General features: G+C 62.0%; 18 protein-coding genes. 7 read left to right on the top strand and 11 right to left on the bottom strand.

Features of this window, described 5'->3' with window-relative positions; translation table 11 throughout:
- Positions 1-921: 921 nt before the first annotated feature.
- Positions 922-1,257, top strand: a complete 336-nt coding sequence (locus AC19YS_RS22160; protein WP_500602667.1) for a DUF6124 family protein — start codon at positions 922-924, stop codon at positions 1,255-1,257.
- A gap of 125 nt (positions 1,258-1,382) precedes the next feature.
- On the opposite strand, the gene AC19YS_RS22155 is transcribed toward AC19YS_RS22160, so the two are convergent.
- The 3 genes from AC19YS_RS22155 to AC19YS_RS22145 all read right to left on the bottom strand — a co-directional run bounded on the left by AC19YS_RS22155 (position 1,383) and on the right by AC19YS_RS22145 (position 4,463).
- Positions 1,383-2,408 carry a purine-nucleoside phosphorylase gene (locus AC19YS_RS22155; protein WP_106579635.1) on the bottom strand — a complete coding sequence of 342 codons (1,026 nt, stop codon included), beginning with the start codon at positions 2,406-2,408 and terminating at the stop codon, positions 1,383-1,385.
- Positions 2,409-2,422: 14 nt separating this feature from the next.
- Entirely contained in the window at positions 2,423-3,370 is a 948-nt protein-coding gene (locus tag AC19YS_RS22150; protein ID WP_169366982.1) for a nucleoside-specific channel-forming protein Tsx, read from the bottom strand.
- Between the two features lie 154 nt (positions 3,371-3,524).
- Positions 3,525-4,463 carry an AraC family transcriptional regulator gene (locus tag AC19YS_RS22145; protein ID WP_169366981.1) on the bottom strand — a complete coding sequence of 313 codons (939 nt, stop codon included), beginning with the start codon at positions 4,461-4,463 and terminating at the stop codon, positions 3,525-3,527.
- A 210-nt stretch (positions 4,464-4,673) separates the two neighbouring features.
- Between AC19YS_RS22145 and AC19YS_RS22140 the strand changes: the two genes are divergently transcribed.
- Together AC19YS_RS22140 and AC19YS_RS22135 are read left to right on the top strand one after the other, a co-directional pair.
- The gene (locus tag AC19YS_RS22140) at positions 4,674-5,984 is read left to right on the top strand and encodes an ABC transporter substrate-binding protein (protein WP_119736023.1); all 1,311 of its coding nucleotides are present in this window, start codon (positions 4,674-4,676) and stop codon (positions 5,982-5,984) included.
- An 18-nt stretch (positions 5,985-6,002) separates the two neighbouring features.
- The gene (locus AC19YS_RS22135) at positions 6,003-6,776 is read left to right on the top strand and encodes an L-iditol 2-dehydrogenase (RefSeq protein WP_124417757.1); all 774 of its coding nucleotides are present in this window, start codon (positions 6,003-6,005) and stop codon (positions 6,774-6,776) included.
- Positions 6,777-6,914: 138 nt separating this feature from the next.
- Here AC19YS_RS22135 and AC19YS_RS22130 read toward each other — a convergent pair whose 3' ends face one another.
- On the bottom strand, positions 6,915-7,607 hold the full coding sequence (locus AC19YS_RS22130; protein WP_106579640.1) for an NUDIX hydrolase: 693 nt from the start codon (positions 7,605-7,607) through the stop codon (positions 6,915-6,917).
- Positions 7,608-7,753: 146 nt separating this feature from the next.
- Between AC19YS_RS22130 and AC19YS_RS22125 the strand changes: the two genes are divergently transcribed.
- The 3 genes from AC19YS_RS22125 (at position 7,754) to nadE (ending at position 10,541) form a co-directional block, all read left to right on the top strand.
- Positions 7,754-8,401 (top strand): nicotinamidase, encoded by a 648-nt coding sequence (locus AC19YS_RS22125; protein ID WP_200623717.1) that lies wholly within the window; start codon positions 7,754-7,756, stop codon positions 8,399-8,401.
- Between the two features lie 11 nt (positions 8,402-8,412).
- Entirely contained in the window at positions 8,413-9,651 is a 1,239-nt protein-coding gene (pncB, locus tag AC19YS_RS22120) for a nicotinate phosphoribosyltransferase (RefSeq protein ID WP_200623718.1), read from the top strand.
- Between the two features lie 77 nt (positions 9,652-9,728).
- Complete coding sequence (nadE, locus tag AC19YS_RS22115) at positions 9,729-10,541, top strand: NAD(+) synthase (RefSeq protein WP_200623719.1); 813 nt, start codon at positions 9,729-9,731, stop codon at positions 10,539-10,541.
- Between the two features lie 25 nt (positions 10,542-10,566).
- Here the strand turns inward: nadE and AC19YS_RS22110 are convergent, their stop codons facing one another.
- Genes AC19YS_RS22110 through AC19YS_RS22080 form a run of 7 tightly spaced genes read right to left on the bottom strand, consistent with a single transcriptional unit; the run spans position 10,567 to position 17,006 of the window.
- Positions 10,567-11,598: an ABC transporter substrate-binding protein gene (locus tag AC19YS_RS22110; RefSeq protein WP_179608471.1), complete on the bottom strand. Its 1,032-nt coding sequence runs from the start codon at positions 11,596-11,598 to the stop codon at positions 10,567-10,569.
- Positions 11,599-11,612: 14 nt separating this feature from the next.
- On the bottom strand, positions 11,613-12,710 hold the full coding sequence (locus AC19YS_RS22105) for an NAD(P)/FAD-dependent oxidoreductase (RefSeq protein WP_179608469.1): 1,098 nt from the start codon (positions 12,708-12,710) through the stop codon (positions 11,613-11,615).
- Positions 12,707-14,050, bottom strand: coding sequence for an FAD/NAD(P)-dependent oxidoreductase (locus AC19YS_RS22100; protein ID WP_179608466.1), 1,344 nt, complete (start codon positions 14,048-14,050; stop codon positions 12,707-12,709). Before AC19YS_RS22100 ends, AC19YS_RS22105 begins: the two co-directional genes overlap by 4 nt.
- Positions 14,047-14,337, bottom strand: coding sequence for a (2Fe-2S)-binding protein (locus tag AC19YS_RS22095; RefSeq protein WP_106579699.1), 291 nt, complete (start codon positions 14,335-14,337; stop codon positions 14,047-14,049). Before AC19YS_RS22095 ends, AC19YS_RS22100 begins: the two co-directional genes overlap by 4 nt.
- On the bottom strand, positions 14,337-15,131 hold the full coding sequence (locus AC19YS_RS22090) for an ABC transporter permease (RefSeq protein WP_124417750.1): 795 nt from the start codon (positions 15,129-15,131) through the stop codon (positions 14,337-14,339). The genes AC19YS_RS22095 and AC19YS_RS22090 overlap by 1 nt, the downstream gene beginning before the upstream one ends.
- Positions 15,132-15,135: 4 nt before the next feature.
- Positions 15,136-15,981 (bottom strand): ABC transporter permease, encoded by an 846-nt coding sequence (locus AC19YS_RS22085; RefSeq protein ID WP_214248528.1) that lies wholly within the window; start codon positions 15,979-15,981, stop codon positions 15,136-15,138.
- The gene (locus tag AC19YS_RS22080) at positions 15,978-17,006 is read right to left on the bottom strand and encodes an ABC transporter ATP-binding protein (RefSeq protein WP_500602665.1); all 1,029 of its coding nucleotides are present in this window, start codon (positions 17,004-17,006) and stop codon (positions 15,978-15,980) included. The genes AC19YS_RS22085 and AC19YS_RS22080 overlap by 4 nt, the downstream gene beginning before the upstream one ends.
- 241 nt (positions 17,007-17,247) lie before the next feature.
- Here AC19YS_RS22080 and AC19YS_RS22075 point away from each other — a divergent pair, with 241 nt between their 5' ends.
- Positions 17,248-18,078, top strand: a complete 831-nt coding sequence (locus AC19YS_RS22075; protein WP_124417748.1) for an IclR family transcriptional regulator — start codon at positions 17,248-17,250, stop codon at positions 18,076-18,078.
- The last annotated feature ends 343 nt before the right edge of the window (positions 18,079-18,421 follow it).

The raw sequence follows: 18,421 nt of genomic DNA, 5'->3' as shown, positions 1-18,421 counted from the left end.
GAATAAGCTGACTGACACACCGACATCGGGGGCAAGCCCCCTCCCACAATTCAACCGAGTTCAGTTTCCAACATCAGGTCGGCTGTCAGGCCGCCTCGCTCTTGCTTTTGATCTAACCACTCAGGTCGGCTACTAGGCCGCCGTGCTCGGCTTTTGATCTTGATCTGCTTGTGATCTTGATCTTAGGCGCCCCGTTAAACCACGCTGGCCGAACGCAGGTTTTGGAGCGGGGGTAAACCGGCAGGACGCCGGTTTAGCCGCGCTGGGCCATGGATGGCCCATCGCGGCGGCCCCCGCTCCAAAGCCTGCATGAGGGCACACCGAAGCGTGAGCGAGGTGCCGAGTGGTGGGGCAAGAGCCCTTTTGGTTACTTTTGGGGCTCTTTTCCAAAAGTGACCCGCTGTAAGAGCGGAACCCATATCCGCCATCACCCAAACAACGGATATGTACCCAGCGGCCCCCGCAACCCCCACAGAACTAAATTCGTAAAAAACATGTGTAGATACCTATGCTGCGACAGCGGTGAGTCAGCCCACAATTTTTTACCTGATAGGCCGCCATCGCGGGCAAGCCCGCTCCCACATTTTGATCCTCATTGGGCTTCAGGAGGCGCGCTCGATCAGACGTTTCCCACAAGGGTTTCAGGTTGTCGCTCGGAAGGGCGTTGACTAACCTCACTGCCGTCGCTGCCCATTCAGCGGCCGGATTTGACCGTCCGACCTTGTTAACGAAACGCTACGCCCTGTACCTATCTCAGGCGTTTTTTTTATGCCTGAGGTATGGTGTCGCGGCAGTTGTGCGCGGGATACCTTTGGGTATGCCGGGTTCGTTGACAACCGGTCGGTCAACCCGCGTACAGCTGCCACCTTAACTCGCTTGACCGCGAGCGTTGGCAGCTCCACTTGTCGACGGAGTTCCACCATGATCAAAGACAGCCCAAATCCCCCAGGCCAACCAGACTTCGATACCAGCACCCTGCACGAAGTGGCCTACCGCGCGATCAACCACTACCTCAACCCCGCAAAACCCATCCCCGAAGCTGCCGACGGGCTCTTCACCGTGCGCGCCGATCTGGGCACAGAAACCTTGCTGGTCAATGCTTCCCAGGATTTGGCGTCCATCAGCGAGATTGCTCACCATATGGCGTTTGAAATCGAAGGGTCGCAACGTAATGTCGCGCTGGGCATCTGCCGGATGCTGGATGGGGTGCAGCTGTTGGTGGATAAGGCGCTGAATGTGGCCCATCCGACGGCATAAGGATTGTTAACACGGTCGAAAAAATGTGGGAGCTGGCTTGCCTGCGATGGCGACGCATCAGTCAACCACTCTCGGACTGACAGATCGCTATCGCGGGCAAGCCCGCTCCCACAGTTTGATTTGTATCAGGCTTCGGGGACGCCTTTTTCCCAGGCGGACCAGTTCTTGAGAATCGCCTGTACCAGCGGATTGCCCGTGCGATACAGGTTTTCCAACGCCGGCACAAACCCGCCTTGGTCGGCATATTTCAGCAGGTTGTCCACCTCGCTGTAGCCAGGGTACGGCCGGTCGAAATCGGACCCGGCACGCACCACGGCCAGGCGCTGGATATCCACCAACCCTTCGCGGCTGGCGCGCAGCAGGGCTTCATAGGTGGAGTTGTCTTCCTGCTGAGTGGTGCAGTACTCGCCTTTGTTGTCGGTGAGCAGCTTGGTCCAGACCTCGGCGCGCTCGCTCAGACGTGTACCGGAGAACCAGGTGTTGCCGGCCACGGTGTCACATTGGGTCACTTGCGGCGGCTGATTGGCCGGGGCCGCCGGGTAGTGTTTGCGCCAGGCGGTGGATTCCTTGCTTTCGCTCAACTCAACCTTGTGCGACAGGGCAAACGCCTTGGCTTGCAGCTTGGGGTTGAGCTCAAACACTTCGGTTTTGTAGTCCAGCGGCGGTTTCTCGTTCGGGCCTTTGGTGTTGATGCCGATGTAACCGGTCGGCCAGCCTTTAGGCGCATCGCGCGAGTCGATTTCCCACTGGGTGCCGAACTCCACCAGGTAATGCGCCCAGGCGGCGGTGCCAATGGTGCCGTGTTTGGGGCTGATGCCGGCAATCCCGGCAATCAGGAAATAGCTCTGGCGCAGGTCGAACTTGGGCGACAAGGCCAATGCCAGGGTGGAGGCGGCGGCGTTGGTTTGGCCCATGCCGGTGACCAGCAGGCACACGTCCTGGGTGTTGCAGCGGATCACCGGGTATTCGGCGGACAGGCCGGGCACGCGCACTTCCTGCTTGAGTTCCAGGCGATCGATCCAGGTTTGCGCCTCGGGGGCAAACATGGTGATCAGCATCACTTTAGGCTTGATCGGCGCGGTGTCCGCCAGCACCACATGGGGCAACACAGCCAGGCCGACGGCCAGCGAAAGACGGGTTAATGCGTTCATCTAATACTCCTTGATCAGAATTGGTAGCCGACACCGGCGTAGTAGCCCCAGCCATCCGAGCGGGCGCGGAAGTTGCCTTCGCCAAAATTAAGCTCGCTGCCGTCCTCCCAGTTGCCGCCGTTGTGAAAGTAACGGCCGACCAGGGTGAAACGCAGGTGGGTGAACGAGTACAGCAGCACGTTGGTGGCCACCACCGAATTGGCGGTACGTGCCGGGTTGTCCTTGTGCAGGTCCGAGCCGAAGTCGTAGTTGGTGAAGCCGATGTAGGTCAGCGACGCGCCGTTGTCGAACTTGCTGATGGGCACGATGTACTTCATTTGCGCACGGTAGCCATCCCACTGGTATTCATTGCTCGCGCCATAGTTTTCCCACTGGTAACGCCCATAGAAGTTGGCCGACAGGTTGACCCGCGAGTGCGTGTCGATGTCGGTGCCCAGGCCGCTGTACAGGGTGTTGGCGCGGTTCGACTTGTTGCTGCCGTGGTCGTAGATCCAGTCAAACGCCACGTACCATTCCTTGAACGGCCCGATGGCCAGGCTGCGACCGGCCAGGTAGTCGATGGAGATGCGCGGCTCGTGCTCCATGAACACCGGCGAGCCATGGTCCCATGCGCCTTTGTCATTACTGTTACCGATACCGAGAATTTTCGGCACGTCGATATAGCCATACAACTCGAACGGGCCCTTGCGACCGAAGTACTCGTATTCCAGGTACACGTCATCCTGCGGTTTGGGGCCGAAGCTGATGTCTTTGCTGCCGATCAGTGTCAGGTCCTGGTTGAACCATTCCGACAGGTACGCGCCTTTTTTCGTCGGGCTGGCTTCAGGGGCCAGGGTTTCGCCCTGTGCTGAGTCATCGGCGGGTTTTTCCTGCGCCAAAATGGGTGCGCTGAGTACTCCCGTAACGGCGGCCAGTAGCAAGGAAACACCAAAGGAAGCAGGACGCCTTGAGGTGGAGTGCATGGAAAATCCCTATTCGTACGCGGTTTGACCCGATTCCTCGGGCAAAGGAGAACTTGCCTACCAAGTTCGTTCCGCAAACGTTTGCACAGGCTGTACCAACTTTGCTCAATGGCTTGAATAAAATGGAGAAAAGCAGAATTAGTCGACGCTTTGATCAAAAATGACTGGGTGTCATTTTCTCGATCCGGTTGAACAAATGCATCGCCGTCTCCCGTCGATACTCGCTCGGCGTCTGGTTCATCTCGATCCGAAAATGCCGGTTGAAGTTGGACAGGTTGGCGTAGCCCACTTCAAAACAGATATCCGCCACCGACATGTCGCTTTGCAGCAACAGCCGGCAGGCGCGCTGTACGCGAAACTTGCGCATCAGGTCGATAAAACCGTGGCCGGTGTTGCGTTTGAAAAACCGCGAGAAGCCCGGCTCGCTCATGTCCAGCTGTTGCGCGATGACGGACAAGCGCAAGTCGCCGGTCAGTTCCCTCATCAGGTAATCGAAGGCTTTGTTGATGCGCTCGGCGCTGCGTGCGTCCAGGGTGGGGGCGTAGCAGGGGCTGGCCAGCGCCTGCACGTTGGGCACCGGGGCGTTTTTCAGGGTGTCGAGCAGTTGCAGGAACAGGATCAGCCGTTGCAGGCCTTGGGCGCTGCCGATGTCTTCGAGCAAGCGCGCGGCGTGCACGGCGGTGTCGCCGCTGAATTGCAGGCCGCGCCGGGCGTGTTCGAACAGCGGTTGCAGGTCGCCGAGTTCCGGCAGGGTTTTGCGCAGGGCGAGGAGGGCGGCGCCGTCGAATTGCAGCACCACGTCGCGCCCGGTCAGGTATTCACCGGGGGCCAGGTCGCCGATCCAGTCGTGGGGCAAGTCCGGACCGATCAGCGCGACATGCCCGGCACTGAACGCGCCGATATAGTCGCCGGCCACCAACTTGCCGCTGCCCTGGCGGATCAGGTGAATTTCGAACTCGGGGTGGTGGTTCCAGCGCGCCAGGTCATAGGGGTAGTCGTGTTCGAACCAGCGAAAGCAGTGGTCCGGCTCGGGCAGGATGACTTCGAGTTCGGCGGGGCGGTGCTCGAACAGTTTGGCGCGGCTGATGGGCATGGTGATGCCTCTTTTACGGCTGGAATTCCAGCAAAATACCCGCGTTGGCAGCGGCTGCGCTACCCCCGGTTTCGCTCGGCACTGATACTTTTTTGATCTGCGCGCCTGGGTTAAAAAAGTATCAGTGGCGCATTCGCCATTCGTTTGTGAGGGCTTGGCCAAGCTGCTGTAATCGGCGCTCGACAACAAAAACAACAGGTGGATACCGCCATGTCAAAGCTCCCGCAAGCGCTTTTCCTGCTGTCCGGCCTGGCCTTGGCCCTGCCCAGCTATGCCGCCGACACCGTCACCATCGCCACCGTCAACAACAGCGACATGATCCGCATGCAACGGCTGTCCAAGGTCTTTGAGGCCCAGCACCCGGACATCAAGCTCAACTGGGTGGTACTGGAAGAAAACGTGCTGCGCCAGCGCCTCACCACCGATATCGCCACCCAGGGCGGCCAGTTCGACGTGCTGACCATCGGCACCTACGAGACGCCGTTATGGGGCGCCAAGCACTGGCTGGAACCCCTGACCCAACTGCCGGCCGACTACGACGCCGAGGATATTTTCCCATCGGTGCGCCAGGGCCTGTCGGTCGATAACACCCTGTACGCCTTGCCGTTCTATGGCGAAAGTACGGTCACCTACTACCGCACCGACCTGTTCAAGCAAGCCGGGCTGAGCATGCCCGCGCATCCCACCTGGACCCAGCTGGGTGAGTTCGCCGCCAAACTCACGGCCAAAGACAAAGACCAATACGGCATGTGCCTGCGCGGCAAGGCCGGCTGGGGCGAGAACATCGCGCTGCTGAGCACCATGGCCAACGCCTTTGGCGCACGCTGGTTCGACGAACAGTGGAAGCCGGAACTGACCAGCCCCGAGTGGACCGCCGCCGCCAACTATTACGTCAACACCCTGAAGAACTACGGCCCGCCTGGTGTTTCCAGCAATGGCTTCAATGAAACCCTGGCGCTGTTCAACAGCGGCAAGTGCGCGATCTGGGTCGACGCCAGCGTCGCCGGCTCCTTTACCACCGACAAGAGCCAGAGCAAGGTCGCCGACGACGTAGGTTTTGCTGCGGCCCCCACCGAAGTCACCGACAAAGGCTCTTCCTGGCTCTACGCCTGGTCCCTGGCGATTCCGGCGACCTCCAAGCACAAAGACGCCGCCAAGGCGTTCATCACCTGGGCAACGTCCAAGGATTACATCCAACTGGTCGCTGATAAGGAAGGCATCACCAACGTACCGCCGGGCACCCGCCAGTCCACCTACAGCGAGGCTTACCTGAAGGCCGCGCCGTTTGCCCAGGTGACCCTGGAAATGATGAAGCACGCCGACCCCGCGCACCCCTCGGCCAAGCCGGTGCCGTACGTGGGCATTCAGTACGTGACCATTCCGGAATTCCAGGCCATCGGCACCTCGGTCGGCAAGCTGTTTTCGGCGGCGCTGACCGGCGGCATGACGGTTGACCAGGCGCTGCTCGAAGCTCAGTCCACCACCGAGCGCGAGATGAAACGCGCCGGCTACCCGAAATAATTTCTACAGGACAGCCCCATGAAACGACTCGAAGGTAAGAGCGCGCTGATCACCGGATCGGCGCGCGGCATCGGTCGCGCCTTTGCCCAGGCGTATATCGCCGAAGGCGCTACGGTAGCCATCGCCGACATCAACCTGCAACGCGCCCTGGCCACCGCCGCAGAGCTGGGCCCACAGGCGTATGCCGTCGCGATGGACGTCACCGACCAGGCCTCCATCGACGCCGCGATTGCCGCCGTGGTGGCCCATGCCGGCAAGCTCGACATCCTGATCAACAACGCCGCGCTGTTTGACCTGGCGCCCATCGTCGACATTACCCGCGACAGCTATGAGCGCCTGTTCTCGATCAACGTCGCCGGCACGCTGTTCACCCTGCAGGCCGCCGCCCGACAGATGATCAGCCAGGGCCACGGCGGCAAGATCATCAACATGGCCAGCCAGGCCGGGCGGCGGGGCGAGCCGTTGGTGGCGATCTATTGTGCGACCAAGGCGGCGGTGATCAGCCTCACGCAATCGGCGGGGCTGAACCTGATCAAGCAGGGCATCAACGTCAACGCCATTGCCCCAGGCGTGGTGGACGGCGAGCACTGGGATGGCGTGGACGCGTTGTTTGCCCAGCATGAAGGGTTGGCGCCGGGCGAGAAGAAGAAGCGGGTAGGGGCCGAAGTGCCGTTCGGGCGCATGGGCACGGCAGAGGATTTGACCGGGATGGCTATCTTCCTGGCTTCCAAAGAGGCCGACTATGTAGTCGCCCAAACCTATAACGTCGATGGCGGCAACTGGATGAACTAGCGCCTTGCACCAATCAAAAATGTGGGAGCGGGCTTGCTCGCGAATGCGGTGGGTCAGCTAATCCATCCGGTGACTGACACACTGCTTTCGCGAGCAAGCCCGCTCCCACATTTGATCTTCATTGTTGGTGATATCGAGTCAGTCAGCAAAACTGCGATCAAAAAAATACACTTCCCCAGGCTTCAGGTTCTCCACCGTCGCCTGGGGCCTGCCGCCTTCGCCATTCTTCTTGCGCCCCGTCTCACGCAAATACCCCGCCTCAGTCAGCTTCAACAAACGCTGGCGAATACTGGTCTTCAACACCGGCCGCGCCAGCACCAGCGAGAAGATCGTGGTCGCTTGCGGCGCGCTGAACTCGTTGCCCAAAAACATCAACGGCAAGTTGCTGTACAGCGACTTGGACAACAGCCGCTCCTGCACGGCGGCGACGATCAGGTTGTGGTCGAACGGCAGCTTGATACTGCCGTCGGCCACTGCATTCAGCGAAAACCAGGCCTGATGCTCACCCAACGCCACGTCATCGGCCACGATCGCCAGGTAGTAGGTGGACGACGACCAGCAGCGCGGGTCGCGAAACGCATCGCCCACCGTGCCGACTTGCTCGCTCCAGGCCAGATCAAAGCCGACCTTATCACTGGCCCGCAAGCGCTCCACGGCGTCCTTGAGGCTCAGATCTTGCACGCCGCCGTTGACCACCACGCCCGGTAACGCCCAATGCCCGGCAAACGGCTCGGCTTCGCGCTTGTTCAGCAGCAGCTTCAATTCCCCGGAGGCGCGGCAGTAGAACAACACGCACAGGTCGACGGTGTGGAGGTAGGCGCTAAGTGGCATGTGACATCCTTCTGAACAGCGGTGGGGCACAGTCTAACGGATCGAACAGCGATGTCATGTACTTGCTCCAGGATAGATAACTAAATGTTTCTTGCAATGAAAGTACATGACGTGTACTTTTGTTTCCAGGCCACCGGAGAATCACCATGACCCTCTTGAGAACTGCCATTGCTTCATTCGACGTCGACGCCCAGAAGAGCTTCACGCCGCTGTGCCCCGACGAATTGCCGGTGGTGGGCGGTGACCAGATCGGTGCCGAACTCAACTACATGGCCAGCCTCGCCGGCCACCGTGTCGGCAGCAAAGACGCGCACACCCCGCACGCCCCATGGGTGGTCACCCAGCACAGTGAGATGCTGCAACCCACCGGGCTGGCCCACGCCGATGTCACCTGGGTCAGCCACTGTGTGCCGGGCACCGAGGGTTTTACGCTGCTGGACGAATTGCCCACGCCGTATGACTACGACTACTTCATCTGGAAAGGCGTCGAGCCCGATCTGCACCCCTACGGTGCCTGCTACCACGACCTGCACGACAAGCTGTCGACCGGCGTCATCGAATATTTGAACGCCCAAGGCGTGCGCCGCGTGATCGTCGGTGGCCTGGCCCTGGATTACTGCGTCAAGACCACCGCGTTGCAACTGCTCAAGGCTGGCCTGGAGGTGGTCGTGCATTTGCCGGCCTGCCGAGGTATCAGCGAGGAGGGCGGCGTACAGGCGGTGAATGAGTTGCTCAAGGCCGGTGCTGTCATCAGCAGCACCCGCGAAGAACTGGCCGCGATGGCCACGCGCTAAGGAGAAACACCATGGAAAGTGCCTACGACTACGATTCCCCGGTAATCCAGGGCTTGCTCGACACCGACTACTACACCTTCACCATGATGCAGGCCGTGCTGCACCAGCACCCGAATGTCGACGTGGAATACAACTTCATCGTCCGCGCCAAGGAAAAGCTCGGTCACCTGATTCCGCAATTGCGCGACGAGCTGGAGAAACTCGCCGGCCTGCAGATGCGCGAAGGCGAACTGCGTTTTCTGTTCAACCCACGCTTTCGCGAATACCTGACCCCCGATTACGAGCGCTTCCTGGGCCTGTTCCGCTTCAACCTGCGCTACATCCACGTCAGCGAGGTCGATGGCCAACTGAACATCCGCGTGGTCGGGCCGATGCTGCACTGCATCATGTTCGAGCAGCCGGTGCTGGCGTTGGTCAGCGAATTGCGCAACCGCGACAAATACCCCGACGTGAGCCTGGAAGACGTCACCCGCAAGCTCTACCAGAAGTTCGACTGGCTGGAAAAAAACCTCAGCCGTGAGGAGCTGGCCGACCTGCGCGTCTCGGACTTTTCCACACGTCGGCGCCTGTCGTTCAAGGCCCAGCGCGAAGTGGTGGACATCATGCGCCGCGACTTCCCCGGGCAGTTCATCGGCACCAGCAACGCCCACCTGGCCTACGAATTCGACCTGCCGCTGATCGGCACCATGGCCCACCAATGGCTGATGGTGCACCAGCAACTGGGGCGCCTGCGCGAGAGCCAGAACGCCGCATTGGAAAACTGGGTGCGCGAATACCGCGGTCGCCTCGGCATCGCCTTGACCGACTGCATCAGCACCGATTTTTTCCTCAAGGATTTCGACCTGTACTTCGCCAAGCTCTACGACGGCCTGCGCCAGGACTCCGGTGATCCCATCGTCTGGGCCGACAAAGTCCTGGCGCGCTATAAGCAGCTGGGCATCGACCCGATGACCAAGGACCTGATGTTCTCCGACGGCCTGAATTTCGAAAAATGCCTGCCGATCCTGCGACACATCCGTGGCAAGGCCAGGTTCGGTTTCGGCATGGGCACCAGCTTGGCCTGCGATGTCGAGGGTGTGGAGCCGTTGAGCATCGTGATGAAACTGGTGCGTGTGCACGGTGAGCCGGTGGTGAAGTTTTCCGATGACCCGATCAAGAACGTCTGTGAAGACGCCTCGTTTTTACAGTACGCGGCGAAGGTGTTTTCTGTGGGAGGGGGCTTGCTCCCGAAGGCGGTGGCTCAGCCTTGAAGGTGTTGACTGACACGCCGTCTTCGCGGGCAAGCCCGCTCCCACAGGTCAATCCACGTCATATAGAGAGGTGTGATATGCAAACTCAGGCACGTATCGCCCAAGAACTGAACATTAACCGCGCGCTCGTCAAGGGCGGCGAGCCGCAGGAGATTCAGCGGCGCATCGCTTTCATCAAAAGCACCTTGCGTAGCTCCGGTTGCAAGGCGCTGGTGCTGGGCATCAGCGGCGGTGTCGATTCCCTGACGGCGGGGCGCCTGTGTCAGTTGGCCGTGGAGCAACTGCGTGCCGAAGACTATGCCGCGCGTTTTATCGCCATGCGCCTGCCGTACAAAACCCAGGCCGATGAAAGCGACGCCCAGGCCTCTTTGGGTTTCATCAAGCCGGATCACATCGACACCTTGAATATCGCCGCCAGCGTTGACGGTCTGATGGCCAGCCTCACCGCGACCGAAGCCAGCGCCGCGCATGTCGACTTCGTCAAAGGCAACGTCAAGGCGCGCACGCGGATGATCGCGCAGTACGCCGTGGCCAACCTGCACAACGGTTTGGTGGTCGGCACCGACCATGGCGCCGAAGCGTTGATGGGCTTCTTCACCAAATTCGGCGACGGCGCCTGCGACCTGGCACCGCTGTCGGGCCTGACCAAAACCCAGGTTCGGCTGTTGGCTACGGCCCTCGGCGCTCCCGCGAACCTGGTGCACAAACACCCGACCGCCGACCTCGAAGAATTGGCGCCGGGCAAGCTGGATGAGCATGCCTATGGCTGCTCTTATGCAGAGATCGACGCGTACCTGATGGGCGAGCCAGTGAGTGAGCGGGTGCGGGCGATTGTTGAGGGCGCTTACAGCAAGACAGCGCACAAGCGAGCACTGCCGATTGCCCCGTGATCGTTCCCACGCGTGGGAACGATCATCAGCGCTCGATCGAGCGACTCCACCGCGCGTTCCACTCCGGCCGCGCCTGATTCACCTGGTCCCAATCAATCGAAATCGCCGTCTGCAAGTAGCCCTGCATGGCCTCCACCCGCGCGCGGGTTTTATCGGTGGTCGGCGTGGTCGGGTTCGACGGGATCTGGTCACCTTCCTCCAACGCCGGCGCCTGGGCTTGCGCGGTCAGCAGGAAAGCTGCGAGTTTCTGCGCCAATTCCGGCTGGTCGTTACGCGCGATCACGCACTCGGCCACATTGAGCACCACGGCGCCTTCCTTGGGTTGCGCATATTCCATCGGGATGCCCAGCAGTTTCTGTGTGGTCACCTGGGTCGGCGTCAGAGGGAAAATCGCCGCCTCGTCGGTTTGCACCATCTCGGAAATCTTCGCCGAGCTGGCGATGTATTCCAGCACGTTGGGGCCGATGGTTTTCGGCCAGGCCTTGAAGCCCGGTTCTACGTCTGTTTCGGAGCCGCCCTGGATACGGTTGAACATCAGGAAACCGTGCAGGCCGAAGGTGGAGGAGGCCAGGGACTGGAACACCACCTTGTCTTTGAAGCGTGGGTCGGCCAGGTCCATCCACGAGGTGGGTGCGGCCCAGCCTTTTTCCTTGAACATCTTGGCGTTGTAGCCAAGGCCGGTGACGCCCAGGGTTACCGCCACGGCTTCGTCCTTGATTTTGGCCTTGGCCGGGATCTGGTCCAGGGGCGCGCTCGGTGCAAGTTTGTCGCACAGGCCCATGGAGATGGCGCGGTACATGATGCCGTCGTCGAGGAACATCACGTGCATTTGCGGGTTGTCTTTGTTGGCCTGGACCTTGGCGAGGATGTCCGACGAGGTGCCGGGCACGATCACCACCTTGACGTTATTGGCTTTCTCGAACGCGGGCAGCACCTTGTCGGCGTACACCCGCTCCATGGTGCCGCCGTTCATGCCCAGGTACAGCGTGGGCGCGGCATGCGCGGTGGAGGCGAGCAACGTGAGGGACAAGCAGGACAGCGCGATACGTGTGTGCATGGGTGTTTTTCCTCTCAGGCTTGGAAACGACGGATGGAAAACGCTTCGATGGGTTGCCGGCTGGCCCCGCTGCAGACGATCTCTGCCAGGGCTTCACCGACCGCAGGGCCGAGCTGGAACCCGGCGCCGGCAAAGCCGAAACCGTGAAGCAGGCCAGGCTGGGTGCCGCTGGGGCCGATCACCGGTTCGTGATCGGGTAAGTAACCTTCGGTGCCGCTCCAGGTACGTATCGCCTGGGCACCTTTGAGAAACGGGTACAACTCGCCGGCGTTGCGCAAAATCTCCAGCACCGCCGCCTGCCCCGGACGCGCCGTCAGCGGGCCAAGGGCAAAGCCCCGGCCGCCGCCAAGAATGCAATTGCCACGGGCGACCTGGCGCGCATAAATGCCGCCGCCTTCGACGCCGGTACTCACGTCCATCACCACCGGCAACGGCTCGGTCACCAGCATCGCCGGGTGCGCCGAGGTGATCGGCACCGGTTCGCCAAATTGCGCGGCGACGGTCCCGGCCCAGGCGCCGGCGCAGTTGAGCAGCCACGGCGCTTGCAGGTGCAGGCCGTTGGCGCAGTGCACCTGGAACCGCTGGCCGTCATGTTCGATGCGCATCACTTCGGCCTGCTCGTATACCTCAGCACCCTGGCGCTGCGCGGCGCGGGCAAAGGCGGGCGACACCAGGCGCGGGTTGGCGTGCCCGTCTTCAGGGCACAATGAAGCGCCGACCGCGATATCGCCGACCCAAGGGAATCGCGCGCGCAGCTGCGCGTGATCCAACAACTGCAAGCCCAGCCCAAAGCCTCGGGTTTGCTCGGCATAGGTGTGCAGCGCGGCAAAATCGGCATGGCTGCGCGCCAACTTCAAATGCCCGGAGCGCACGTACTCGCCGTCGATGCCGATCAGCCCCGGCAAGTCGGCCCACAACTGATGGGCGCGCTGCGACAGCGGCAATTGATGCAATGGCCGACCCTGACGGCGTACGCCGCCGTAGTTGACGCCGCTGGAATGCGAGCCGCAAAAGTCGCGCTCTACCAAAGCTACGCGCTGACCTTTTTGCGCCAGCATCAAGGCCGCCGAAGCGCCGACGATGCCGCCGCCCAACACGATCACGTCGATCATGGCTGCACCTCTACGCCAAACGGCAGCGGCTTGATCGGCGCCTGGCCGCGCAGGCGCCCGACGTGTTCAATCCCGCGGCCACTGCGCTCGGCGACAATCTCCGCCGCTGCCAGCCCGCACATGCGGCCCTGGCAGCGGCCCATGCCGACGCGGCAATGGGCTTTGACCCGATTGATTTCCCAGTGGCCTTCATCCACCACTGCGCGCACCTCGCCGACGCTGACTTCTTCGCAGCGGCACAGCATCAATTCATCCGGCGCCTGCGCGGCCCAGTGTTCGGGGAAGGGGAATGCGGTTTCCAGGCCGTGGCGAAAGCGCTGGATGCTCGCCAGTTGCTGTTCCAGGAAGGCGATGCGGCGATGATCAGTGGCCATACCAGCGTCTTCCAATACCGCCAACGCAGCGCGCTCACCGGCCATCTGCGCCGCGTCGGCGCCCATGATTCCGGCGCCATCGCCTGCCAGGTACACGCCGTGGACACTGCTGCGCCCGGCGCTGTCGCGTTGTGGCAGCCAGGCGCGGTTCAAGCTGTTCCAGGCAAACTCACAGCCGAGCAAATCCGCCAGCTGTGTTTCGCTGCGCAAAGCATGGGCGAAGGCCACGGCATCGCATTCCACCGTGTGCTCGCCCCAATGAATACCGTTGACCCGTTGTTCGCCGTCGATCTGCGTGAGCGTCGCGCCCTGGTGCACGGGAATGCCATGGGCCGTGAGCCAAGCGCGGTAATACACACCCTTGGCCAGCGTCGCCGGTTGCCCGAGCAATGCAGGCAAGGCGCGGCATTGCGCGCTGAAGGGTGCGCTGTCGAGCACCGCGACCACCTTGGCCCCAGCCTTGGCGTATTGATACGCCACCAGGTACAGCAACGGTCCGCTGCCGCAAAACGCCACGCGCTCACCGATGGCGCAGCCTTGATACTTCAAGGCGATTTGCGCCGCGCCCAGGCTGTAGACGCCGGGCAAGGTCCAGCCGGGCACCGGCAGGATGCGGTCGGTGGCGCCCGTGGCGACGATGAGTTGCGCGTACTCGACGCTCTCGGCACGGCCGTTGTTGAGCATATCCAGGCGCCCGTCCTCGGCGTTCCACACCAGGGTTTGCGGCCGGTAGTCGATCAAAGGTGCCAGCTCATCCATGGTGCGGTGCACGGCCTCGGCCTTGCTGGCGTCAAACCCGTAAAGCTGCTTGGCCGAGCGCTGGAAGTTGGCCGGTTGGCGCCGGTAAATCTGCCCGCCGCCGCGCAGGCTTTCATCCACCAGGCACGGCGTGACGCCGTGGTCGAGCAGGGTGCGCGCCGCGCTGATGCCGGCCGGGCCTGCGCCCACAATCACAATCGGCTTCATGCTTGGCGCCCCGGATCGCGGCTGATCGCCTGGCCTTCTTCCAATAACGTCGCACAGGCGCGCACGCGGCGCCCGTCCTGTAGCCGCACCCAGCAGTCCTGGCAGGCGCCCATCAGGCAGAACCCGGCCCGGCGTTCGGCGCTGAAATCGCTGCCGCGCAGGTGCTCGGCACAGGTCAGCACGGCGGTCAGCAACGTGTCGCCGAGCAAGCCCGTAGCGGGTTGCCCATCCAGGGTGAAGGCCACAGCCGGGCGCTGGGTTTCGGCCAATCGTTTGAACAGCGCCATCAATGTTTCCCCACCAGCACGCGGTCCAGGCCGTAGACCCGGTCGAGCAGAATCATGGTTGCTGCGGTCAGCGCAATCACCAGCGCCGACACCGCCGCCATCATCGGGTCGATGGACTCGGTGGCGTACACGTACATGCGCACCGGCAGGGTTTGCGTGGCCGGCGAGCTGACGAAGATCGACAGTGTCACCTCATCGAAACTGTTGATGAACGCCAACAACCAGCCGCCGGCCACACCGGGCAGAATCATCGGCAGGGTGATCTGGCGAAACAGCGTAAAGCGGCTGGCCCCCAGCGACTGCGCCGCCTGTTCGGCGCTGCGGTCAATGCCGATTGCCGCCGCCAGCACCAGGCGCAGCACGTACGGGGTGATGATCACCACGTGGGCGAGCATCAGCCAGGTGAAGCTGCCATTTACGCCCATCAGCGCAAACAAACGCAGCATCGCTACGCCCAGCACCAGGTGCGGGATGATGATTGGCGACAGGAACAACGCACTGAAAAAGTTGCGCCCCGGAAACTGATAACGGCTGATCGCCAAGGCCGCCGGCACAGCAATCAGCGTGGCCAACGTGGCGGCGGTAAACGCCAGGATCAGGCTGTTATAGAACGCCTGGATAAAGTCGGCACGCTCGAACACCGCGCGAAACCAGCGCAGCGAGAAGCCCGACGTCGGCAGGCTTAAGGTGTTTTCCGGGGTGAACGCCACCAGGCACACCACCACCAGCGGCGCCATCATGAACAGCACCACCACACCATGAAAACCGAGGGCCAAAGGACCGTTTCTGGACATGCGCTTAAACCCCCAGGGACTTTTTGTAGCGGCTTTCGACCATGCGGTTCCAGCTCAGCATGATCAGCAGGTTGACCAACAGCAGCACCACCGCGATGGTCGCGCCCATGGGCCAGTTGAGTTCCGAGAGGTACTGGTCGTACACCACCGTGGCGACCATTTTCAGGCGGCGCCCGCCGAGCAGGCCGGGGATCGCAAACGAGCTGGCCGCCAGGCCGAACACGATCAACGTGCCGGACAGCACGCCGGGCATCACCTGCGGCAACACGATCTTGCGCATCACCGTGGCCTGGCTGGCGCCGAGTGACAGCGCCGCCTGTTCTGCCGACGGGTCGAGTTTTTGCAGCGAGGTCCACACCGGAATGATCATGAACGGCAGCATCACGTGCACCAGCGCGATGATCACCGCAAACGGTGTGTACAGCAGTTTCACCGGGCGCCCGCCGAGGGCCTGGATCACTTGGTTGACCAGCCCGTCGGCGCCGAGCAACAGGCTCCAGCCAAAGGCGCGCACCACCACCGAAATCAGCAGCGGCGTGAGGATCAGGATCAGGAAGATCGAGCGCCACGGCGTGCCCATGCGGCTCAGAATGTAAGCCTCGGGCACGCCGATCACGACGCACAGCAAGGTCACCAGCGCGCTGATCCAGAAGGTGCGCCAGAAGATTTCATAGAAGTACGCATCACTGAACAGCGACAGGTAATGCGCCAAGGTCCATTCATCCGCCTTCACGCCCACCTGGTAGTCGAACACGTTGAACGACAGCACCAGCGTCATCACCAGCGGCAAAATCAACAGCCCGGTGAACAGCGCCAGGGCCGGCAACGACAGCAGATAACCCCGACTCATGCGCGCACCTCATCCGCCGCCAGCACGCGCAGCAGGTCGGCGTGCCAGTCCAGGCCGACTGCCGCGCCGCAGCCGAGCGGCGCGCTGCCGTCGTTGCTGCGCACCACGGTGATTTCGCCAAGCGAGGTGTGGACGCGGTACAGCCATTGGCTGCCGAAAAAGTAGCTGTCGAGGACCTTGCCTTGCACGCGCCCGTTGCCTGCGGCCACCAAGGTGATTTTCTCCGGGCGCAGGCTCAGGGTCAGCTCGCCGTCGCCGCTGGCGTGGCGCACTTGTGGGGTGCCGAGTTCGTCGTAGTCGCCCGGCAGCAGGTTGGCCTTGCCGACGAAGTCCGAGATGAAGCGCGTGCGTGGGTGTTCGTAGAGCTTGTAGGGTGCGTCGATCTGCGTGACGCGTCCGGCCTGCATCACCACCACGCGGTCGCTGATCGACAGCGCTTCGGCCTGGTCGTGGGTGACCATCAAGGTGGTGATGCCCACGGCGCACTGGATGCGGCGGATTTCAAACTGCATTTCCTCGCGCAGGTTGGCGTCGAGGTTGGACAACGGTTCATCGAGCAGCAGCACCGGCGGCTCGATCACCAGCGCGCGGGCCAGCGCTACACGCTGGCGCTGGCCGCCGGAGAGCTCACGCGGGTAGCGCTCGGCGTGCGGCGCCAGGCGCACCAGTTCCAGCACGGTCTTGACCTTGCTGGCGATTTCGGCGGCCGGCACTTTGCGCATCTTCAGGCCGAAGGCGACGTTGTCGCGCACGGTCATGTGCGGGAACAGCGCGTAGCTCTGGAACACCACGCCCAGGCCACGGCTGGCGGGTTTGGCGTGGGTGATGTCGCGGCCGTCGAGCAGGATCTGCCCGCCGCTCACGTCGACGAAGCCGGCGATCATTTGCAGGGTGGTGGTTTTGCCGCAGCCCGAGGGACCGAGCAGGGAAACGAACTCGCCTTTTTCTACCGCAAGGTCAGTGGCGACCACCGCGTCGACGGCGCCGTAGCGTTTGCTCAAGGCGTTGAGTTGGAGAAAAGCCATGTCTGCGTTCCACCTTTTTGAGTCGCGTCGAAACGCGCTTTTTTGTTTTGGGCAGATGCGAAAAGAGTGTTGCGGGTGCGGTGGCGCTCGATCTCGAGTCGGCTGCCGTTTGTTGTTCATTTCGCCCCTGTGGACGCAGATTAGGACGAAGACTAGGATGGGCGGAAGATGGAATTTCACTCAACGGACTATTATTTTCCAATTTATTCATTCAGCAGAATTTACGCCGAGATTATGTGATATGGATTCCACTGAGCGGAATGACAGCGGCAAAGAAGTGGGTTCGGGCAGTGTGTCGCGGGTGTTCGCGCTGTTGCGTGCATTGGGCGACGTGCCTGAAGGCGGCGAACGCGTGACTCAACTGGCGCAGCAGGTGGGCCTGTCGCAGCCCACCACCCATCGCCTGTTGCGCAGCCTGATGGACGAGGGGATGGTCGAGCAGGACGCGCGCAGCAAGCGTTATCGCCTGAGCCTGGAGTTCTTCGCGCTGGCGGCGAACGCAGGCAAGACCGGCAACCTGCGCGACCTGGTGCGGCCGAGCATGTTGCGCTTGAGTGCGTCGTTGGGTGATTCGCTGTTTTTGCTGGCACGCAGTGGTTTTGATGCGGTCTGCCTGGACCGCAGCGAAGGGCCGTACCCGATCCGCACTTTTACCGGGGATATTGGCGGGCGTGTGGCGTTGGGCGTAGGGCAGGGCAGTTTGGCGATTCTGGCGTTCTTGCCGCAGGAGGAGCGTGAGACGGTGATTCGCTACAACTTGCCTCGGCTCAAGGATTTTCACCTGTATGACGAGGTGCTGTTGCGTTCGGAAGTGGAGAATGTGCGCAGCCTGGGGTATGCCGCGCGCAACACCGGCGTGCTGGAAGGCATGGCGGGGTTGGCGGTGCCGATTTTGAATCGCGAGGGGTATGCGGTGGCGGCGTTGAGTGTGGCGACCATCAGTGATCGTCTGGGGCCTAGCCGGTTGCCGATGGTGGTGGAGTTGCTCAAGCGTGAGGCGGCGGCGATCGGGCCGAGGATCAATCCGTTTGATCCGACGTTGCGCCGGCCTTCGCAGACTTTTGGTGGGTAGCTTGGGTGGTTGCCGACGGGAGGCCGTGGGTGGTTTTGGTAGATATGAGTGCGTATCCGTTGCTGCGGTAACGGCTACTTAGGGTTCCGCTCTTACAGCGGGTCACTTTTGGCAAACGCCCCAAAAGTAACCAAAAGGTCTTTGCCCCACCACTCGGTGCCTCGCTCAGGCTCGGCATGCCCTCACTCCGGCTTGAATCCGTGGGCAGCCGCGACGGGCCATCCATGGCCCAACGCGGCGGCCCACGGATTCAAGCCTGCGTTCGGCCAGCGTGGTTGACGGGGCCTGTCAGATCAAAGTCAAAAGCAGATCAAAAGCAGAGCACGGCGGCCTGGTAGCCGAC

Source organism: Pseudomonas sp. MF08831 (genome assembly GCF_059862645.1).
Note: the sequence above shows the minus strand (reverse complement) of the source record. Positions and strands in the feature narration are given on the sequence as shown.

Excerpts from the sequence above, each read along its gene's own strand:
- AC19YS_RS22110 (WP_179608471.1), bottom strand. The coding sequence starts at position 11,598 with ATGCACACACGTATCGCGCTGTCCTGCTTGTCCCTCACGTTGCTCGCC.
- AC19YS_RS22085 (WP_214248528.1), bottom strand. The coding sequence starts at position 15,981 with ATGAGTCGGGGTTATCTGCTGTCGTTGCCGGCCCTGGCGCTGTTCACC.
- AC19YS_RS22095 (WP_106579699.1), bottom strand. The coding sequence starts at position 14,337 with ATGGCGCTGTTCAAACGATTGGCCGAAACCCAGCGCCCGGCTGTGGCC.
- AC19YS_RS22150 (WP_169366982.1), bottom strand. The coding sequence starts at position 3,370 with ATGCACTCCACCTCAAGGCGTCCTGCTTCCTTTGGTGTTTCCTTGCTA.
- AC19YS_RS22080 (WP_500602665.1), bottom strand. The coding sequence starts at position 17,006 with ATGGCTTTTCTCCAACTCAACGCCTTGAGCAAACGCTACGGCGCCGTC.
- AC19YS_RS22155 (WP_106579635.1), bottom strand. The coding sequence starts at position 2,408 with ATGAACGCATTAACCCGTCTTTCGCTGGCCGTCGGCCTGGCTGTGTTG.
- AC19YS_RS22135 (WP_124417757.1), top strand. The coding sequence starts at position 6,003 with ATGAAACGACTCGAAGGTAAGAGCGCGCTGATCACCGGATCGGCGCGC.
- AC19YS_RS22145 (WP_169366981.1), bottom strand. The coding sequence starts at position 4,463 with ATGCCCATCAGCCGCGCCAAACTGTTCGAGCACCGCCCCGCCGAACTC.
- AC19YS_RS22130 (WP_106579640.1), bottom strand. The coding sequence starts at position 7,607 with ATGCCACTTAGCGCCTACCTCCACACCGTCGACCTGTGCGTGTTGTTC.
- nadE (WP_200623719.1), top strand. The coding sequence starts at position 9,729 with ATGCAAACTCAGGCACGTATCGCCCAAGAACTGAACATTAACCGCGCG.
- AC19YS_RS22125 (WP_200623717.1), top strand. The coding sequence starts at position 7,754 with ATGACCCTCTTGAGAACTGCCATTGCTTCATTCGACGTCGACGCCCAG.
- AC19YS_RS22100 (WP_179608466.1), bottom strand. The coding sequence starts at position 14,050 with ATGAAGCCGATTGTGATTGTGGGCGCAGGCCCGGCCGGCATCAGCGCG.
- AC19YS_RS22075 (WP_124417748.1), top strand. The coding sequence starts at position 17,248 with ATGGATTCCACTGAGCGGAATGACAGCGGCAAAGAAGTGGGTTCGGGC.
- AC19YS_RS22140 (WP_119736023.1), top strand. The coding sequence starts at position 4,674 with ATGTCAAAGCTCCCGCAAGCGCTTTTCCTGCTGTCCGGCCTGGCCTTG.
- AC19YS_RS22090 (WP_124417750.1), bottom strand. The coding sequence starts at position 15,131 with ATGTCCAGAAACGGTCCTTTGGCCCTCGGTTTTCATGGTGTGGTGGTG.
- pncB (WP_200623718.1), top strand. The coding sequence starts at position 8,413 with ATGGAAAGTGCCTACGACTACGATTCCCCGGTAATCCAGGGCTTGCTC.
- AC19YS_RS22160 (WP_500602667.1), top strand. The coding sequence starts at position 922 with ATGATCAAAGACAGCCCAAATCCCCCAGGCCAACCAGACTTCGATACC.
- AC19YS_RS22105 (WP_179608469.1), bottom strand. The coding sequence starts at position 12,710 with ATGATCGACGTGATCGTGTTGGGCGGCGGCATCGTCGGCGCTTCGGCG.